This window comes from Enterococcus haemoperoxidus ATCC BAA-382 (assembly GCF_000407165.1).
GTDB classification, from domain to species: domain Bacteria; phylum Bacillota; class Bacilli; order Lactobacillales; family Enterococcaceae; genus Enterococcus_L; species Enterococcus_L haemoperoxidus.
Genome location: NZ_KE136479.1, coordinates 1768498 through 1788230, shown reverse-complemented (window position 1 = coordinate 1788230; position 19733 = coordinate 1768498). Strand labels below are relative to the sequence as shown.

The following is a 19733-nucleotide window of genomic DNA, read 5'->3' as shown; positions in this document are numbered from 1 at the left end:
AGATGCGGAAAAGTGCATCTGCTGTTTTTTTAATTCTTTAATAACTCTTTCAACACGGGCATATCATGAACTTCATATTTTTCTTTAAATACATTGATTTCATTTTCGCTGAATTTTTCAGGGTCTAAGACCAGTTCCTCAACAGGTAAAGGTCGGGTATTTCGGATTTTCACATCAATTACAACTGGACGTGTGCTTTTTCTAGCCGCTTCAAAAGCTGGTTCCAATTGGCTATATTCTGTAATGGTAAAACCTTGGGCGCCAAGCGCTTCGCCAGCTTTTCCAAAGTCAGCTCCTTCTAAATATACTCCAAATTTCTTTTGCTCACTATCTTCTTGTTCAGCTTCAATAAAACCAAAAGAGTCATTTGAAAACACAACATTGATAATAGGTAGTTTGTATTTTACTTGGGTGATGATATCTTGCATGACCATGGCAAACGCACCGTCACCGCTTAAGGTGAATACTTGGCGATAAGGGTAACTAAGTTGGGCAGCAATTCCACCTGGTACACCATTGCCCATCGTAGCAAACCATCCAGACGTTGTAAATTTTTGTTTGCCGTTCATATCTAAAAGACGAATCGCATGAATTGTTGTGTTCCCGACATCTGTTACAAAAATTGCATCTTCATCTGCTATTCTACGAATTTCTTTAAAAACAGGTTCTACGCGAAGTGGTTTATCAGTTTTATCATCGAAACTTCTTAACCATGCAATCCAATTTTCTTTATTTTTTTGATTGGCTTTTAGCCATCTATCTACTGGCCGAGAACTGCCTAAATCAACCATTCGCTTCAATGATTCTTTGGCATCTCCTAAGATTGCGACATCTGTTTTATGTCTACGTCCTAACTTTGTCGAATCAATATCGATTTGAACGAATTTAGCATCAGGGTTAAAGAAATACGCTGCAAAAGGAAAGTCACTGCCGGCAAATATGATCAAATCCGTTTCTGCTAAGGCTTCATTGGCAGGTTTGGTTGCGACACGAGCGGCAAAACCAAGAAAGTTTTCATAAGCATCTGGAACAATTCCTTTTCCTAGAACAGCTGAAATAACGGGCATTGAAAAGTGTTCAGAGAACGTTCTGATTTCTGGCCAAGCATTACGTGTCCCTTGGCCAATATAAAGAATAGGCTTTTCGGCTGCTTCGATTAGAGGAATCGCTTTTTTAAGGTCATCATAATTTGGCATGAGCAATCCCTGTTGATGGTTCTTAGCGGTCGAAACATCTAATAGAGGGATTTCTTTTGTGCCGAAATCAACGGGAATTGTTACAACTGCAACCCCTTTGTTTTTATAGGCTGCTTTGATCGCTTCATCTACGACATGTGGTAAACTTTCTGGTGTCATAACTGTTCGGTTATAGACACTTACGTCAGCAAACATTGGGTTTTCGTTTAATTCTTGGAAGGAGTTGTAGTTCATCGAATTTGTAGCGACTTGTCCCAAGAGTGCCAAGACTGGGACGTGATCCATTTGTGCATCATATAATCCATTGATCAAATGTGTAGCCCCAGGACCTGCTGAGCCAAAAGCCACCCCTATTTTTCCAGTTAATTTAGCATCTGCGGCTGCAGCTAAAGCACCGACTTCTTCATGACGAACTTGAATATAAGTGATTTTTTCTTTTTCTTTGTACAAAGCATTCATGGTGGAATTAAAAGATCCGCCAGGAATGCCATAAATATGATCGATATCCCAACTTTCCAATACTTTGATCATAGCAACGGCAGCATTGATTGTTTCTGTCATTTGGCTCACTCCATTTCTAAAAGTACCTTCTATATCAAGTATACTCTTTCTCCATTTTTGTACCAACTGAAAGCATTTTTTACTTTAGGCGTGGTCATAAAATCATTGATATGATAAAGTTAAGCTAAGAAAAGTATTTTGGAAAGATGAGGTGTTTGTAATTACTAATTGGCTGTTATCTTTAGAAGCTTGGCAGCAAGCATTGGTAGGGACAGGGTTCACTTATTTTATGACAGCATTGGGGGCTGGACTGGTTTTCTTCTTCAAAGAAATCAAAAAAGATGTTCTAAATATGATGCTCGGTTTTGCATCTGGTGTGATGATCGCTGCAAGTTTTTGGTCTTTGTTAGATCCAGCAATCAAACAGGCAGAAGAAAATGGCAACATAGCTTGGCTTGTTGTTAGTTTTGGTTTTGGTTTGGGAGGATTGTTTTTGTATATTGCAGATAAAACGTTGCCACACATGCATTTTGGGCCAAATCATGAAAAAGAAGGTTTGCCAAGTCATTTAAAACGGACGATTTTGTTGGTTTTTTCTATTACTTTACATAATATTCCTGAAGGTTTAGCAGTAGGAGTGGCGTTTGGTGCAGCAAATTCAGCTGATGATCCGCCAAAAGCAGTATTAGCAGCGATTTCTGTAGCTTTAGGGATTGGAATACAAAATTTCCCAGAAGGAGCAGCTGTGTCGATTCCATTAAGACAAGAAAATCTAAGCCGAAAGAAAGCATTTCTCTACGGGCAAGCTTCAGGGATCGTTGAACCGATTGCTGGGATCATTGGAGCAGTTCTAGTGACAAAAGTTACATTGCTTTTGCCATATGCGTTAGCATTTGCAGCAGGTGCGATGATTTATGTAGTTGTGGAAGAATTGATTCCAGAAGCACAGCAGACAGTGACCAGTAAACGACATTTTGCTGTTTTTGGTGTGATGCTTGGCTTTATTATCATGATGATTTTAGATGTTGCTTTAGGATAACTAAAAGACCAAACCTGCATTATACGGAGGTTTGGTCTTTGTTTCAATTTTTTATAAAATACGTTCAAAAGGATCTAAACTAATACCTTTTTCCAACACAATCTTCGCATATTCCTGTGCGGAAAATAAAGAATGGTCTTTATAGTTTCCACATTCCTTAGCGGAAACCGCAGGAACAAAATCTGTTTCAACAATAAAGTTCAATACTTTCACTAAAGCATCACGAATTTCTTTTGGTGAATGCTCGTTCCACATAATCATGTAAAAACCAGTACGACAACCCATAGGGGAAATATCGATGATTCCTTCTAAGTGATCACGTAAATTTACTGCTAATAAATGTTCTAATGTATGAACAGCAGCTGTAGGTAATTCGTCTTCATTTGGCTGTAAGAAACGAAGATCATATTTTTCAATCAAGGCTTCACCATTTTTTTCAGTACCCGCTAAACGAACATAAGGGGCTTTAACTGTATTATGATCTAATTCAAAACTTTCAACACGTGCCATATTATTCACTCCTTCACATTAAGTAAATGTCGCTTTTAACTATAACAAAATACCTTAAAAAGTCAATAGATTCTAATAGAACAGTGATCGAGGAGTTACGAATTTTGTTTTGCAAAAATCTTGGCCAATTTTTGCAATAACAAAGGGGCATCTTCTTGATCCATCACCACTTCGATCCATTGTAATCGTTCAGTATCTTTTCTAGCAGACTTCATCACTTCAGCTAATTCAGCTTCTGTAGTCGCCTTGTAAGTTGCCACAGTTTGACTAGTTCCGCCAAAGACTAGCGGCAGATTTTGATAATCCCACATGGGAATATCGTTGTATTGCTCGGTAGCACCATGGATTTCGCGTTCAACCGTATAACCGTTATTATTGATCACAAAAACGATGGGTGTCAGTTTTTCTCGAATTGCAGTCCCTAATTCTTGAACAGTCAATTGCAACGAACCATCTCCGATAAACAACAGGTGACGACTATCTTTATTTGCGATTTGACTACCTAAAGTAGAAGGGAAAGTATAACCAATCGATCCCCATAATGGCTGTCCGATAAAGTGCATGTCTTTTTTTAGCGGAACATTTGTTAGCCCAAAGAAAGAAGTTCCTTGTTCGCCAACCACAGTATCTCCTTGCAATAGAAAAGTTTCTACCATTTTCCAGAACCGTTTTTGAGTCAGTTGTTCATCTTTGAATTCTACTTTGGATATACGTTTTACTGGAAGTAAGTCTCCTGTGAATCTAGAAAATGATAGCGTTGATAAAGCAGAAACGAAACGATCTAACTGAATTGCTTCGTGTTTTTCACCATAAAATAAGACCTCTGTTGCGCCAATCGAGATGATTTGTTTGTCTGTAAAACCAAAACTAAAACCAGATGTTGCTGAGTCCGTCAATTTTGCGCCTAAAAGTAAAACAAGATCTGCATTATCAACACGACTTTTCAGAGGCTCTTCAGTAGGTGATCCTGAATATGTTCCCATATAGTGAGAATCTTCTTCATCAAATGCGCCTTTTCCTAGGGGTAATGTCGTAATTGGCAAATTAAATTTTTGGATGAACTCGTTTAATTGATGTTCTATATGGTAACTTAAAATTTCATGTCCAGCAATGATAACTGGATTTTCTGCTTGTTGTAGAGCTTTTTCAACTTTGCTTAAAATAGTTGCTTCAGCTTCTGTTAATCTTTCTGTCATTTTTTGTAAAGGTTTATTCGGTTTGTTTGTTTTTGTTTCAGCTATATCAATTGGTAAATTAATATAAACTGGACGTTTTTCTGTCATTGCAATAGTCAATACTCGGTCGATTTCTGAGGTGGCATTTTCTATAGTCAAATGAGCGATTGCAGCTGTTACTTCTTCATGCATTTTTTCAAAGCGCAGGAAATCACCATCGCCTAAAGTGTGATGAACAAGTTTTTTATTGTTTTGAACAGTTGTTGTCGGTGAACCAATAATTTCAACAACAGGTACATTTTCCGCATAACTACCTGCTAAACCATTGACAGCACTTAATTCTCCCACACCAAATGTCGTCACAAAAGCTGAAATTCCTTTAGTTCGCGCATACCCATCAGCCATATATGCAGCATTTAACTCATTGGCATTACCGATCCATTTTAGGTCTTCTCGCGCTGTGATATGGTCTAAAAATTGCAAATTATAATCTCCAGGAACCCCAAATACTTCATCGATTCCTAATTCCTTTAAACGATCCAATAAATAATCTGATATGGTGTACATTGAGCATCCTCCTAATTTAAAAGTGTAACGGGCACGTTCAGTTCTAACAGGAAAATAGGAAACATTGACGTTGTCACTTTTTGCCTCGTTCCATTTCCGTTTTTTCCAAAAGATCTTCAATCCTTGAAGCTAGATAACGTTTGGCATAATAGTTTGTCCAATCTTGATAGAAAAATAGAACTAAGTTTTTTTACCTCAATCATCTTTTCCCAAAAGATTTAACAAGACAATGCCAACAAAAAATAAGCCGCAGAGCCAGTATAAAACTGCAAAAAAATTTAGTCGACTATGATGCTCGAATCATAAGAACGTCATTAAAAAATGATTTGAAATGTTATGAAACAAATTTTTCTTTTTCTTTTATGACAAAATTAAAGCAAAATCATTTTACTTCCTATGTAGTAAAAGACAATATTATGGTAAAATAGAAAAAGCAACTTTCTTCAGGAATTTGAGAGGAGATCAATAAGTATGAAAAGTAATTATAATGTTGCCGTGGTAGGCGCAACTGGTGCTGTGGGCACTAAAATGATCGAAATGTTGGAAGAAACATCATTACCAATAAATCAGGTTAAACTTTTAGCTTCAAAACGTTCAGCGGGAAAAGAAGTAACGTTTAAAGGACAAACTCTTATAATTGAAGAGTTAGTGCCTGAGTCATTTACAGATATAGATATTGCTTTATTCAGTGCTGGCGGAAATATTTCAAAACAATATGCTCCAGAAGCAGTTAAACGTGGAGCTGTTGTAGTAGACAATACTAGTCATTACAGAATGGACCCAGAAGTCCCTTTAGTTGTCCCAGAAGTCAATCCTGATGCGTTAAAGCGTCATAAAGGGATCATTGCTAACCCAAATTGCTCGACGATTCAAATGATGGTAGCTCTTGAACCAATCAGACAAGCTTATGGTTTGGACCGTTTGATCGTATCAACTTATCAAGCTGTGAGCGGAGCAGGAATCAATGCGATGGAAGAGCTGAAATCACAAGCGTTAGCGTATATCAACGGCACGCCTGCTGACAAATTAGAAGCTGATATTTTACCATCGGGTGGCGACAAAAAACATTATCCGATCGCATTTAACGCCTTACCCCAGATTGATGTCTTTGCAGATGCTGATTATACGTATGAAGAATGGAAGATGATCAATGAGACGAAAAAAATCATGGAAGATGACAGTATTAAAGTTGTAGCCACGTGTGTTCGTATTCCTGTATTGTCTGGTCATTCTGAATCAATTTATATTGAGGTCAAAGAAGATGGTTCTGACGTGAGCAAAATCAAACAATTAATCGCTGATGCTCCAGGTGCAGTTTTGCAAGATGATCCAAGTCAACAACTTTATCCGCAAGCTTTAACGAGTATCGATCGCAAAGAAACATTTGTAGGGAGAATTCGTCAAGATATCGATATTGACAAGGGGTATCATATGTGGGTTGTTTCTGATAATTTATTAAAGGGTGCTGCTTGGAATTCAGTTCAAATTGCGGAAACACTGCATGAGATGGATTTAGTGAGGGTTTAAATAGTATCTGGATTTTTTTGAAATATAAAATATGAAGGACGGGAAAAATCCTTAGATCTGTTTTTCGGTCAAGAGTGTACAAGTTATTTTGCCATGTGTTATCTAGCTTCAAGAGCTAGCCTCTCGGAGAAAAGATAAATAATGAATGAGGTAAAAAGCACCTCAGTCATTATTTCCTATTTTCTTGCCGAGTCTGACTGAGCTCTTTTAGCTTTTAACGTTACCTAGCTTCGCGGGTTAGTCACTATGCTCTGCTTCGATCTCATCAATTCCGATGAGCTAAAGCTCTAAGGATTAAAGGTTTCGGGAAAAAGATAAAATCTGCCTGTGACAAAAAGCGTCACAAACGTATTTTCCTATTTTCCAGTCGAGCCTAAATGAGCCCGCTACGCTTTTAAAATTAGGAGGTAGTAAGTATGAATTTAGAAAATGCAACGATAATTACAGCAATGGTCACACCTTTTGATGAAAGCGGCGCAATCGATTTTGCTAAGCTGCCTCAGTTGGTTGAACATTTGCTTGATCATCATACAGAAGGAATTATTTTAGCCGGAACGACAGGTGAATCGCCAACATTGACTCATGATGAAGAAATTGAGTTGTTCAATGAAGTGATTCGCTTAGTTAATGGAAGAGTGCCGATTATTTGTGGTGTGGGAACCAATGATACACGTGATTCTGTTGAATTTGTAAAAGAATTATCAGCTATTAGAGGAATCGATGCAGGGTTAGCAGTCGTACCTTATTACAATAAACCAAATCAAGAAGGTCTGTATCAACATTTTAAGGCAATTGCTGAGGCGAGTGACTTGCCAATTATTCTATATAATGTTCCAGGAAGAACCGTAGCAAGCCTTGATGTCGAAACAACTTTGCGCTTATCTGAGTTAGAAAATGTGATTGCAATTAAAGAATGTTTCGGCTTAGATGCATTGACTGAGTTGATAGAAAAGGCACCAAAAGACTTTTTAGTGTATACTGGAGAAGACTCCTTAGCTTTTTCAATAAAAGCGATAGGTGGACAAGGGGTGATTTCGGTCGCAAGCCATGTGTTCGGTACTGAAATGTACGATATGTTCCAGGCATTAGATCGTGGAGAAGTCAAAACGGCTGCAAGCATTCAGCGGCAGTTGTTACCTAAGATGAATGCTTTGTTTTCGGTTCCTTCACCAGCACCTGTAAAGGCAGTGTTGAACGAAATGGGCATTTCCGTTGGGGATTTACGTTTACCTCTTGTATCTTGTACAACTGAAGAAAAAGCGAAAATTTTAAGCATACTGGATCTTTGATTCAGTATGAGAATATAGAGAGGTGAAGTTAGTGAGTACAATAAAAATCGTTCCCTTAGGCGGCGTTCGTGAAAATGGTAAAAATATGTACATCGCAGAAGTGGAAGATGAAATTTTTGTACTGGATTGTGGATTAAAATATCCAGAAAATGAGCTATTAGGAATTGATGTGGTAATTCCCGATTTTACGTATTTGGTGGAAAATATTGACCGTGTTGCTGGGATTTTCTTAACACATGGTCATGCCGATGCAATTGGAGCATTACCGTATCTTTTATCTAAAGTTCATGTACCAGTATTCGGTACCGAATTAACAATCGAGTTAGCAAAATTAAACGTAGGAGATCACGCAGATTCAAAAGAATTTAATGATTTTCATGTAGTGGATGCACATACAGAAATCGATTTTGCACATGCTACGATCAGTTTTTTCCGTACTACACATACGATTCCAGATTCTATCGGAATCAATTTGAAAACTAAAGAAGGCAATATCGTTTACACAGGAGATTTCAAATTTGATCAAAGCGCAATTCCAATGTATCAGACAGATTTTGGTCGTTTGGCTGAAATCGGTAATGAAGGTGTCTTGGCTTTATTGAGTGATTCTTCGAACGCTGAAAACCCAGCTCAAGTTGTTTCTGAACTACAGATAGCGGATGAAGTTTTTGATACGATTCGTTACTGGGAAGGTCGAATTATCGTGGCTTGTGTTGCTAGTAATTTACAGCGCGTCCAACAAATTTTAGATGCAGCTCATCGATCTGACCGTAAAATCGTTTTAACAGGTCAAGATTTCCAAAGAATTATTAATACTGCTATCAAATTAGACAAACTAAAATTACCGAGTGAAGATTTGATCGTTAGTGTGAAAGACATGAAAAAATATCAAGCGGATCAATTAGTGATTTTAGAAACAGGAACAATGGGTGAGCCGATCAAGTCACTACAAAAAATGGCCAATGGCACACATCGTGTTATCAAAATCAAAGAAGGTGATTTAGTGTATATCACGACAACGCCTACAACTGCGATGGAGACAGCCGTAGCAAAAACAGAAGATATCGTATACCGCGCTGGTGGTGTGGTGAAACAAATCTCAGATAATTTACGTGTTTCTGGTCACGCAAGTCCAAATGATTTGCAATTGATGTTGAACTTGATGAAACCTAAACACTTTATTCCAATTCAAGGTGAATATCGTCAATTAGCAGCACATGCTGATTTGGCACATGAATTGGGTATTCCATACAAAAATATTTTCATTACTGGTCGAGGAGATATCCTTGAATATAGCAAACAGAAAATGAACGTTGCCGGTAGCACAACGGCTGATAATATCATGATCGATGGAATTGGTGTTGGCGATATCGGTAATATCGTGCTTCGTGATCGTAGAATCTTATCTGAAGATGGTATTTTCGTAGCCGTTGTAACAATCAATCGTCGTGAAAAACGTATTGTTTCACCTGCTAAAATCACATCAAGAGGTTTTGTTTATGTCAAAACAAGCAAAGATTTGATGAAAGAAAGTAGCAGTATCGTAACGGAAATCGTTGAAAAACATCTTGAAAGTAGCGATTTTGAGTGGAGCAAATTAAAACAAGATATTCGGGAACAATTGAGCCGTTACTTGTTTGAACAAACAAAACGCCGTCCAGTGATTCTTCCTGTAATTATGGAAGCAACACAACGAAAAGGACGCAAATCAGCGAATTAAACAAAAAATCACTTAGTCAGTTATCTAAATGGCTGAGTGATTTTTTGTTTAATTTAATGAAGTGATTATTTTTTTACAGATAAGTTTTTTTTCGATACAATAAAGAGGTGATGTTCATGCGCCACTACTGAAGTTTAGCAAGCCCAGTGCACTTTTATTTTTAGGAGGGAAGCAAATGGAAAAGAAACAAGAAACACGCTGGATCAAATTTCTTGGTGGAAAAAATTTATTATTCACGCTAGTTGCGTTATTGTTATTAGGCGCAGTGATTTTTATTTTTCATCAGGTTGGCTTTATATTTGGACCGATTGGGGTTGTTTTCAAAACGATTATTGGACCAACGATTTTAGCATTGATTTTATATTATTTATTTAATCCAGTCGTCAATTGGTTGGAAAAACACAAAGTGAAACGAGTTTATGGCGTTTCAGCTATTTTTATTATTTTGATTACATTGATCGTTGTCGGTATTATTTTAGTTGTTCCGATTTTGCAAAAACAAGTAGAAGGTTTGATAGAAAGTTTCCCACAGTATATGGATGATTTGAACAAGATGGTGACGGATTTCTTCCATAATTCAGCATTGGAGAAACCTTTAGCGAATGCTTTAGACGCAATACAGCGATGGTTTGATAATATCTCAGATGGAATCGGTAGTTACTTTAGCAAAGCTGTGGAAGGAGCTTCAACGGTCTTCTCTACGCTTACTGGTTTTGCTCTGGTGATGGTAACGGCTCCGATCATTACTTTTTTCCTATTAAAAGATGATCAGAAGTTTTTCTCCTTTGTTTTAAAAATTATACCACCACGTTTTAGAGGTGATGCCAAAGAAATCGGGGCAACAATGAGCAGCCAAGTTGGTGCGTATTTAAAAGGACAAATTTTAGTGTCGATTGCAATCGGTATTTTAACATTTATCGGATTTTGGCTGATTAAAGTGCCTTATTCTGGAACGTTATCGATCATTGTAGGGATCACAGCGGTTATTCCGTATATTGGGCCTGTGATTGCCTTTGTACCAGCAGCTATCGTTGCATTGATGGTGTCATTTGGTATGTTTATTAAGATGAGTCTGGTTTGGATGCTCGTTCAAATGCTTAACGGACATTTGATTGCACCACAAGTGATGGGGAAACGATTAGTTGTACATCCATTAACAATCGTGATCGTTTTATTAGTAATGGGCGATTTGTTAGGGATGTTCGGATTAATTTTTGGTATTCCAATTTATGCAATTGCCAAAGTTCTGGTGACGTATATTTTCCGTAAATTTAAACAACGATATAATCAATTTTATGGAGATAGTGGTGAATATGAAGACACCGAGTTTTCTAAAGAAGAGTATTTAGATGAATAAATAAAATCACGGTTGAACGAAGGATTCTGGCAGATAAATCGCTAGAATATTGGAGTTCAGCCGTTTTGTTTGATAAAAAACTATGCGTATAACAAAAAAAGAAATTCATATCTTTTGTAATACTTTTTTGTAGGCGTTACAATTTAGTTAACAGCAAAACAACTAGTCTTAAAGGAGGGAAGCATATGAAACGATTGCTGAAAATTATTTTTGCATTCATTATACTCCTATTGTTTGTCGGAACATTAGGGTTACTTAGTCAGTTAATCGACATTCCTTGGTTGTCTTATGAAGTAAACGAGTTACTCTACAATTATCCTTGGCTATTCACGTTCTTTGAATGGATTTTACTTATTTTAGGTGGTCTTTTATTTATCAGTTTGATTGTTGTTCTTTCTGTTTCTGGAAGAAGGAAACGTTTGGTTGTGAAAGAAGGCAAGAACCGAATCGAAATACCAAAAAGTACTGTAGAACAAATTGTGCAAGATGCCTATAGCACGATTATTCATCCAGATAAAACTAAAATGACCGTTAAAATCAAAGGCAAGGAAAAAGTAGCTGTTAAACTAAGAGTAGACGTCAGAAGCAAAGAACGTTTCCAACCCTTAGGAGAAGAAATAAAAGACACAATACAAAATGCACTAAACACAGCTTTAGAATCAATCGACAGCCAAGTAATAGTGCATTTAAGAGAAAAAGAACCAACAGAATCTACAACTTTCGGCAAAAAACAATCACGGGTGATTTAGGAGGGAGACGTCATGGATCAAGAAAAAAAAGAACGTTGGATGAAGCAACTCAAACCTTATCGTTTCCGGATTATTTGGACATTTTTGTTTTTACTACTAGCCATTCTTTTATTGCTGATTGGTTTTGGTAAAACATTGGTCTTGCTGATTTTTGCAGCAGTCGGATATATTATAGGGAAAATGCGAGATGAAGATTTGGATATTTATTCCTTGATAGATTCAGTTAGGTCTATGATGGGAATTTAAAATTATATTGAAGGAGTGAATGCAAATGGCAGAAACAGTAGAAAACAACACAGGTGGACTAAAAGCAAAATTAACGTTTGGTGATGTCGTAATCAAAAAAATCGTTGGTGTCGTTATTTCCGATATTGATGGAATTTTAGGTTTGAGTGGCAACCTTTTTACCGATTTTGCAGACCGTTTTAGAGATAATGAAGATGTCACTAAGGGCGTTGGAGTTGAAGTAGGAACTAAACAAGTAGCTGTTGATGTATCCGTGATTTGCAAATACGATGTTAATATTTCATCAGTTTTTGATCAAACGGTTGAAAAAGTCAAAGAAGCGATAGCACATATGACTGGTTTAGAACTTGTCGAATTTAATATGAGCGTAGATGATGTTATGACCAAGGAGCAATATTTGGAAAAATACCGTGGTAAAGACAGCGATGAAACTAAGGGAAATAATTAATTTGTTCTAATTTAGTAGTGAATGTTCATTCGATTTAAGACAACAAATAAGGGAAGCAAAACGAACGATGTTTTGTTTTCCCTTTTTTTGTTGTTCTAAGAAAGTTTATATCTTATCGAGGGGTACATTTTCAATCTTTAACAAGAACTTCTTGATGCTAAGTCCATCATGCTCAGAACTACCTAGGTAACCTGTTAATTTGCCATTTTTACCTATCACTCGATGACAGGGAACAATAATAGGAAATGGATTTTTACTATTTGCCTGACCGATTGCTCGAACGGCTTTCGGTGAATCGACTGCTTGAGCGATCTCTAAATAACTGCGTGTTTCACCGAAAGGAATTTGAGAAAGTGCCCTCCAGACTTGTCTTTGAAATTGAGTACCGCGGTTAATCGATAACGGAACAGTAAAATACGTACGTTGACCAGCAAAATATTCGGTGAGTTCTTTAGCAGCAAGCTCAGTAAAAGGGTTCGTTTTATGGTTAGCCAGTTCAAAAAAAGAAACAGCGCTTAGACCTTCATCATCAGCATCTAACCAAATTGAGCCAAAAGGAACATTTATTTTCATTTTTTTCTCCTTAATCAGTGTGGTTACTTTATTATACTCTATCCAGAAGTATGGTACTATATTTTTATATACTGAAATCAGGGGGCAATACAATGGAAGAAGTCGTCATCTTTCACACGAATGATTTGCATTCACATTTAGAAAATTGGCCCAAGATCAGAAGATATTTGATAGGTCAAAAAGAAAAATATATGAAATCTAGAAAAACTGTTTTAACTGTCGATTTAGGAGATTTTATTGATCGATGGCACCCTTTGACCGAAGCAACAGATGGTCAAGCGAATATTGAACTGATGAACGAGATTGGCTATGATGCAGCAACGATTGGAAATAATGAAGGGATTGGAAATTCTAAAGAGCAGTTAAACCATTTATATGATCACCGAAATTTTGATGTTTTATTAGGAAATTTATTTGACTTAGAAACGAAAGAAGCACCTGTTTGGGCGAGTCCTTATAAAATTATTGAAACAAATGAAAAAACGAAAATCGGTTTGATTGCTTTAACTGCACCTTTTCCTTTGACTTATAATCCAAATGGTTGGGATATTCGTCCAACAAAAGAAATGCTACCACAATTAATCAGAGATGTTCAACCGCAGTGCGATATTTTAGTCCTAATGAGCCATTTAGGCATCGATGAAGATATTAAAATTGCAAATGAATTTCCAGAAATCGATGTTTTGCTAGGTTCCCACACACATCATTTATTTAAAGAGGGTGAAAAAATCAACGGCACACAACTTTCTGCTGCAGGTAAGTTTGGCTATTATATAGGAGAAGTTCATCTAACGATCGAGAATGGAAAAATTATCCATAGCGAAGCCAAAGCAGTGCCGACAGCAAAGCTACCTATTTTATCCAAAGACCAAAGTGAAATAGAGAACTATATGACGTTAGGTCATCAGTTATTGAAAGCTAAGAAAATCGCGGCAATTTCTCATCCTTTATTAGTGAATTTAAATGCTGAACAGCCTTTGATCGTAACGACTTTAAAAGCTTTGGAAGAAACAGGGCAGACAGATGCTGCAATTTTAAACAATGGTTTATTTTTATCAGACATTCCAAAAGGAATCGTTGATGCAGATCAGCTTCATCAATCTTTGCCACATCCAATGCATTTGATTCGTGTGACTTTGTCTGGTGCTGAACTGATTCGGATGGTCAGAGAAATGGAAAAAAATCGGCACTATTTACGGAAGTTCCCAATCACAGGAATGGGCTTTCGTGGTAAAGTATTTGGAGAATTATATTATGATGGGATCCGATACGATAAACAGAAAAAACAAGTCTTATGGCAAAATGAGCCCGTTGATCTTGGACATAAGTATACATTTACAACTGTTGATCATTTCATGTTCATTCCCTTTTTTCCGACAATTGAGCTTGTGGGAGAAGTTGAATTTATCTTTCCAGAATTTATCCGAACAGTTTTAGGCAACTACTTGAACGAGCACTACCCAATCCCATAAAAACAAGGTATAATAAAATCAAGGCGGTGAGATAATGACAGAAAAAGTAAAAAAACCATACAAATCAACGAAACCAGTTAAACATAAAGAAGAACCAGCAGCGACTTTAACAGAAGAAATCACAGCTGTCCTTGAAGAGATAAAAGAAGAACCTGTCAAAGAGAAGAAAAAAGGCGAAATCGTAACGCTTGTTGACGATGTACATGTCACGATCGGCGACCGTCAATATCTTTTAGTAAAAAATCATCGGGAAGCTTTTGATGGAGAACGATTAGGAGAACGTTTTAGTGATGTTCTTTCAAGATATGATTACATTGTGGGAGACTGGGGCTACGATCAACTGCGTTTGAAAGGCTTTTTTAATGAGTCCAACCGTAAAGCCGCTCCTGAACAAAGAATCGATACACTAGAAGATTATTTATATGAGTACTGTAATTTTGGCTGTGCTTATTTTGTGATCGAGAGAGTTGGCGGAAAACGCGAAAAACAACAAACTCGACGTAAGAAACCAACAAAAAAATCAGTCCATCAAAATCAAGCCCATACAGAAGAAAAACGTGTGCCTGTAACGAATAAAATGAAGCCCGTGATCAAAAATCGCAAAGAAAATGAACCTAAAAAAGCAGTTATTGGAAAGAAAGAGAATGCGGCTAATAAAGGCCGTTCATTTACAATTCGCCAACGTGAGGAGTAATTATTTGTGAAGAAGCATTATAAAGGATATTTAATTGATTTAGACGGTACGATCTATTTAGGGAAAGAAGCTATTCCAGCAGGAAAGCGATTTGTGGAACAGCTGCAGGAATTGAAATTGCCTTTTCTTTTTGTGACCAATAATACGACAAAAACGCCTGAGGCAGTTTCTGATCGACTAGCTCAGGAATTTGATATTCACGTATCGCCTAAAACGGTCTATACAGCAAGTCTTGCAACAATCGATTACATGAAAGAACAAGGCAAAGGAAACCGAGTCTATGTGATTGGAGAATCCGGACTTGTTGATTTGATTTTATCTGCAGGTTTTGAGTGGGATGAAGAAAAGCCGGATTACGTGGTTGTTGGACTAGACACAGATATAAATTATGAAAAATTTGCAACGGCTGCTTTGTGTATCCGCAATGGCGCAACGTTTATTGGGACAAACCCAGATAAGAGCATCCCGACAGAACGCGGCTTGTTGCCAGGAGCAGGTTCATTTATTTCTTTAGTTCAAACCGCAACGCAAACAGATCCGATCATGATTGGTAAACCGAATGCGGTCATTATGAATGAAGCGTTAAAAGTCATGAAAATGAATAAAGAAGATGTCATTATGGTTGGCGACAATTATGAAACAGATATTCAGTCTGGTCTTCAAAATGGAATTGATAGTTTACTTGTTTTATCTGGATTTACAGCAAAATCAGCTGTACCGAATTTGCCAGAACAACCGACGTATATTGTTGATTCTTTGGATGAATGGGCTTTTTGATATGAAAGAAAAAAGTTGGATCTGGCGCGAACGTGCCGGAATCGTTTGTCTGATTTTGACCATCATTTCTTTAAGCATTACGATCACCATTAATTTTCGTCTATTATATGTTTTTGATATTGATTCGTTGAAGATTCTAGATTATGTAGATATGGACAAGCCAACATTGTTAAAAAACTTTGATCAATTGATGGCCTATTTAAATAATCCATTCATTCACACGCTACAATTACCTGATTTTCCATCATCAAAAAGCGGTGCATTCCATTTTTATGAAGTAAAACGACTTTTTCTACTCTGTTATAGCGTATTACTTGTAACCGTGATTCCAAGTATTTTCTTTGTTTTTCGCTTGGTCAAGGTAAAACGAGTGTGGCGATTGATTCGTCCTTTTCAATGGGGTATTATTATTCCAGTATTTTTTGGGGTATTGATGGCAATTGGTTTTGACCAATTTTTTGTAGCATTTCATGGTGTATTTTTTAATAATGACGATTGGTTATTTGATCCAGCTACTGACCCTATCATAAATGTATTGCCTGAAGCATTTTTTATGCATAGTTTTATTCTGTTTTTTGTTTTATTAGAACTATTCTTTTTAATTGGAATTGTTGCTGGAAAACGCGAACTAAAAAAAATCTAATTATAAGCCATCAGAAGTAGACTCGTTGAGTTCTTTCTGATGGCTTCTTTTGTAAGTATTTGACATATTAAGAAGGTACCTTTATAATATAAGACAGGTACCTGAATTATATTATCTTATGGGGGAATCGATCATGGAAGAGCAAACATTGATGGAACAGTTTCTAAGTTTACAAGCAATGATGCAAAGGTATTTTATGAAACGTCGCAGAGAGCACGGTCCTTTTGGCAATCCACATAGAGGGCAGGGGCGAGTCTTGAATTTGTTAAAAATAAAACCAGAAACAACTCAAAAAGAATTGTCTTACTTACTGGATATGCGTCCGCAATCTTTAGGAGAACTATTAGGTAAGTTAGAGAAAAATGGTTATATCAGTCGTGAACCTTTAGAAAGCGACCGACGTGTGATGGTGATTCGCTTAACAGAAGCAGGAATGGTAGCAGCAGATAATAGTAAGCAAGAAGAAGAAACAATTTTTGATGTATTGTCTGAATCAGAACAAGAATCATTTAAAGGTATTATGAATAAATTACTCGAAGCTTTGGAAGCAGAAATTCCAGAAGAAGAGCGTGATTTTAGAGGTCACCATAGACGTGGTAGACATGGAGGCCATGGATTTGGTGGTGGTCCTGGTAAAATGGATGCATCTTTTGATCCTCGCAATATGTTTGGTTCACCTGATTTTCCACACAGAGGTAAATTTGGATTTGATCCGTTCAAACGCAATACTGAAGACGACGATGGTTTTAATGATTTTTAATAAATGGTGATTAGATACGTCAAAACAAGCTTTCTTAAACAGGAAAGCTTGTTTTTTATTTCTAGTATTTATCTAGTTTTAAAAACTAGATTGAATGTTTTTCAAAAGAATGTTAAAATGTTTTAGTAAATAGAAGGAGGGATCTTGTGAATGAAATAAAATCCTCTTTAGAAGTTTGGGGAAAAGAATTGGTGGATGTCCACTTGCCGAGATGGCACGAATTACCCGAATTAGAGTTATATATGGATCAAGTAATCACACTTGTTGAACGATACTTGTCACCTGTTATTTTAAAGAAAAAGCATACCTTGCTAACTTCATCGATGGTCAATAATTATGTGAAATTAGGACTGATTCCAGCACCGAATAAAAAACGTTACAATCAAAAGCATTTAGCTTTCTTAATAGCTATTACCCTTTTAAAGCAAGTTTTAACTATACCAGAAATCAAACAAGGTATTGTTTATCAAGGTGCAGCAGTTGGGATTCGTGAAGCCTATAATCTTTTTTGCGATGAGCAAGAAGCAGCCTTAGCAGTGGTTGTTGCTCAAGCGTTAGGGAATGAACCAGTCGCAGCATTCGATCAACCAATACCTGTAGAATTTTTAATTGTAAAAGGTGCAACGTTATCTTTTGCGACCAAATTATTTACTGAAAAGGTCATTGAATTAGCACAAAAAAACTTAGAAGAAGATGGAGAACAAGCGGATGAATAAAGAAAAAATTGCATTATTAGTAGATTCAGGGACAGATGTGCCTAAGGAATTAGTCGAACAATATGGAATGTATATGATTCCGTTGCAAATTATTTATAAAGATCGTATTTACACAGATAAAGTAGATATCACACCAGAGGAAGTTTATGAGCGTTTATCTGTGGAAATTCCAAGTACATCATTGCCAGATGGTGAAACAATCACGAAAATTTTTGAAAAAATCAAAGCAGATGGGTATGAAAAAGTTTTAGCTGTTACGATTTCCAGTGGATTGAGTGGAACATTCAATGTGGTTCGCTTGATTGCAGAAGAATTTGAAGGATTGGAAACGTTAGTTTTAGATACAAAAAATATCGGAATCGGAAGCGGCCTTCAAGCGATTGAAGCAGCTAAGTTGATTGAAGCAGACCTTCCGTGGGATGAAATCAAAACGAAATTAACGAACAATGTAGCTAAAGCGAAAGTCTTTTTCAATGTTGCAACGCTAGAATATTTGCAAAAAGGTGGCCGAATTGGATTGGTTGCTTCAATTTTAGGAAATGCACTAAAACTAAATCCAATCATTTCTTGTAACGGCGAAGGTGTTTATCATACTGTAGCTAAAGCGCGCGGTAGAAAGAAGAGCTTAGATAAAACGTTTGAATTAGTAAAAGCGTTTGTTGGTGATCATAAGAAATTCGTTTTAGCGGTTGCCCAAGGGCAAGCGGTAGAAGAAGCAGAACGTTTTTATGAAAAATTGAATGAACAGTTTCCTCAAGCTGAGAAAATTTATTTTGGAACGATCAGCCCAGCGTTAGTTGTTCATACAGGACCAGGACTTTTAGGGATCGGAATCCAACTTTTAGACTAAATTTAAATACCAACAAAGGAGCGTTTATTAGATGCTTTTTGTTGGTATTTTTTTTATTTACCTCTTATGATTAGAGATATCAATTATATTGAGATATTACTCATTGAACTTTCTCTCAATTTTAGTTGAAACAATCACGAAAATTTTCATGATTGTGGTAATCTGTTTAAGAATAAAGTGAAAGGAGGGAAATCTATGAAAAAAGCAATTGCAGAATGTCTAGGAACATTTATCCTAGTTTTCTTTGGTACAGCAACCGCTGTTTTAGGAGGCGGGATTGAAGGAATTGGTACAACAGGAATCGCTTTGGCTTTTGGTTTGACGATCATTGCAGCAGCTTACAGCATTGGTACGATCTCTGGTGCTCATTTAAATCCAGCAGTTTCATTGGGTATGTGGGTCAATAAACGAATCTCAACTATGGATTTGGTTTATTATATCGTTGGTCAAATCATTGGTGGTTTGATTGCTTCTTTTGCATTATTATCAATTTTGAATGCATCTGGAAGAGAAACAACAAACTTAGGTCAAAATGGTTTTGGTGACTTTAGTGCAGTTGGTGCTTTAACCGTGGAAATTATTTTAACATTTATTTTTGTTTTGGTTATCATGACTGTCACAAGTGCTAAAAAAGGCAATGCGAAATTGGCCGGAATCGTGATTGGTTTGACATTAACAATGATTCACCTAGTGGGAATTCCGCTAACTGGTACATCTGTCAACCCAGCGAGAAGCTTAGGTCCAGCAATTTTTGCTGGAGGAGAAGCATTATCTCAAGTTTGGGTATTTATTGTAGCGCCGCTTATCGGTGGTGTACTTGCTGCTTTAGTTAGCAAATACTTACTTGATACTGAAGAGTAAAAATGAAAGGTGCTTGGTAGAATCATTCTATCAAGCCCTTTTTTATATACAAATGCTAACTGA

At 36.8% G+C, this 19733-nt stretch carries 20 protein-coding genes; 16 read left to right on the top strand and 4 right to left on the bottom strand.

The genetic code is table 11. The features are described 5' to 3' along the window. Positions 1-29: 29 nt before the first annotated feature. Positions 30-1757 carry a pyruvate oxidase gene (gene spxB, locus I583_RS08280; RefSeq protein ID WP_010760944.1) on the bottom strand — a complete coding sequence of 576 codons (1728 nt, stop codon included), beginning with the start codon at positions 1755-1757 and terminating at the stop codon, positions 30-32. A 160-nt stretch (positions 1758-1917) separates the two neighbouring features. Between spxB and I583_RS08275 the strand changes: the two genes are divergently transcribed. Further along, positions 1918-2736, top strand: a complete 819-nt coding sequence (locus I583_RS08275; RefSeq protein ID WP_034683256.1) for a ZIP family metal transporter — start codon at positions 1918-1920, stop codon at positions 2734-2736. Between the two features lie 51 nt (positions 2737-2787). Here the strand turns inward: I583_RS08275 and I583_RS08270 are convergent, their stop codons facing one another. Together I583_RS08270 and I583_RS08265 are read right to left on the bottom strand one after the other, a co-directional pair. Further along, positions 2788-3246: an S-ribosylhomocysteine lyase gene (locus I583_RS08270; protein ID WP_010760946.1), complete on the bottom strand. Its 459-nt coding sequence runs from the start codon at positions 3244-3246 to the stop codon at positions 2788-2790. Positions 3247-3341: 95 nt separating this feature from the next. Continuing rightward, the gene (locus I583_RS08265) at positions 3342-4988 is read right to left on the bottom strand and encodes an alpha-keto acid decarboxylase family protein (RefSeq protein WP_010760947.1); all 1647 of its coding nucleotides are present in this window, start codon (positions 4986-4988) and stop codon (positions 3342-3344) included. Between the two features lie 471 nt (positions 4989-5459). On the opposite strand from I583_RS08265, the gene I583_RS08260 reads away from it, so the two are divergent. The 7 genes from I583_RS08260 (at position 5460) to I583_RS08230 (ending at position 12324) form a co-directional block, all read left to right on the top strand. Continuing rightward, positions 5460-6515: an aspartate-semialdehyde dehydrogenase gene (locus I583_RS08260; protein ID WP_010760948.1), complete on the top strand. Its 1056-nt coding sequence runs from the start codon at positions 5460-5462 to the stop codon at positions 6513-6515. Between the two features lie 416 nt (positions 6516-6931). Continuing rightward, entirely contained in the window at positions 6932-7804 is an 873-nt protein-coding gene (dapA, locus tag I583_RS08255) for a 4-hydroxy-tetrahydrodipicolinate synthase (protein WP_010760949.1), read from the top strand. A gap of 31 nt (positions 7805-7835) precedes the next feature. Continuing rightward, the gene (locus tag I583_RS08250) at positions 7836-9524 is read left to right on the top strand and encodes a ribonuclease J (protein WP_010760950.1); all 1689 of its coding nucleotides are present in this window, start codon (positions 7836-7838) and stop codon (positions 9522-9524) included. A 175-nt stretch (positions 9525-9699) separates the two neighbouring features. After that, positions 9700-10881, top strand: a complete 1182-nt coding sequence (locus I583_RS08245) for an AI-2E family transporter (RefSeq protein ID WP_010760951.1) — start codon at positions 9700-9702, stop codon at positions 10879-10881. Positions 10882-11066: 185 nt separating this feature from the next. After that, positions 11067-11630, top strand: a complete 564-nt coding sequence (gene amaP / locus I583_RS08240) for an alkaline shock response membrane anchor protein AmaP (protein ID WP_010760952.1) — start codon at positions 11067-11069, stop codon at positions 11628-11630. Between the two features lie 12 nt (positions 11631-11642). Continuing rightward, positions 11643-11876, top strand: a complete 234-nt coding sequence (locus I583_RS08235; RefSeq protein WP_010760953.1) for a DUF2273 domain-containing protein — start codon at positions 11643-11645, stop codon at positions 11874-11876. 25 nt (positions 11877-11901) lie between these two features. After that, positions 11902-12324: an Asp23/Gls24 family envelope stress response protein gene (locus tag I583_RS08230; RefSeq protein ID WP_010760954.1), complete on the top strand. Its 423-nt coding sequence runs from the start codon at positions 11902-11904 to the stop codon at positions 12322-12324. Between the two features lie 105 nt (positions 12325-12429). Here the strand turns inward: I583_RS08230 and I583_RS08225 are convergent, their stop codons facing one another. Beyond that, on the bottom strand, positions 12430-12897 hold the full coding sequence (locus tag I583_RS08225; protein ID WP_010760955.1) for a methylated-DNA--[protein]-cysteine S-methyltransferase: 468 nt from the start codon (positions 12895-12897) through the stop codon (positions 12430-12432). Between the two features lie 92 nt (positions 12898-12989). On the opposite strand from I583_RS08225, the gene I583_RS08220 reads away from it, so the two are divergent. The 8 genes from I583_RS08220 (at position 12990) to I583_RS08185 (ending at position 19670) form a co-directional block, all read left to right on the top strand. Further along, the gene (locus I583_RS08220; protein ID WP_010760956.1) at positions 12990-14369 is read left to right on the top strand and encodes a bifunctional metallophosphatase/5'-nucleotidase; all 1380 of its coding nucleotides are present in this window, start codon (positions 12990-12992) and stop codon (positions 14367-14369) included. A 34-nt stretch (positions 14370-14403) separates the two neighbouring features. Beyond that, positions 14404-15063: a YutD family protein gene (locus I583_RS08215; protein WP_010760957.1), complete on the top strand. Its 660-nt coding sequence runs from the start codon at positions 14404-14406 to the stop codon at positions 15061-15063. A 6-nt stretch (positions 15064-15069) separates the two neighbouring features. Beyond that, positions 15070-15840, top strand: a complete 771-nt coding sequence (locus I583_RS08210; protein WP_010760958.1) for a TIGR01457 family HAD-type hydrolase — start codon at positions 15070-15072, stop codon at positions 15838-15840. A gap of 1 nt (position 15841) precedes the next feature. After that, positions 15842-16483, top strand: coding sequence for a TIGR01906 family membrane protein (locus I583_RS08205; RefSeq protein WP_034682841.1), 642 nt, complete (start codon positions 15842-15844; stop codon positions 16481-16483). A gap of 133 nt (positions 16484-16616) precedes the next feature. Further along, entirely contained in the window at positions 16617-17243 is a 627-nt protein-coding gene (locus tag I583_RS08200; protein ID WP_010760960.1) for a MarR family winged helix-turn-helix transcriptional regulator, read from the top strand. 146 nt (positions 17244-17389) lie between these two features. Then, entirely contained in the window at positions 17390-17959 is a 570-nt protein-coding gene (locus tag I583_RS08195; RefSeq protein WP_010760961.1) for a DUF1836 domain-containing protein, read from the top strand. Next, positions 17952-18809, top strand: coding sequence for a DegV family protein (locus I583_RS08190; RefSeq protein WP_010760962.1), 858 nt, complete (start codon positions 17952-17954; stop codon positions 18807-18809). The genes I583_RS08195 and I583_RS08190 overlap by 8 nt, the downstream gene beginning before the upstream one ends. A gap of 195 nt (positions 18810-19004) precedes the next feature. Beyond that, a complete protein-coding gene (locus I583_RS08185) occupies positions 19005-19670 on the top strand; it encodes an MIP/aquaporin family protein (protein WP_010760963.1) in 666 nt (221 codons plus the stop codon). Positions 19671-19733 lie beyond the last annotated feature (63 nt).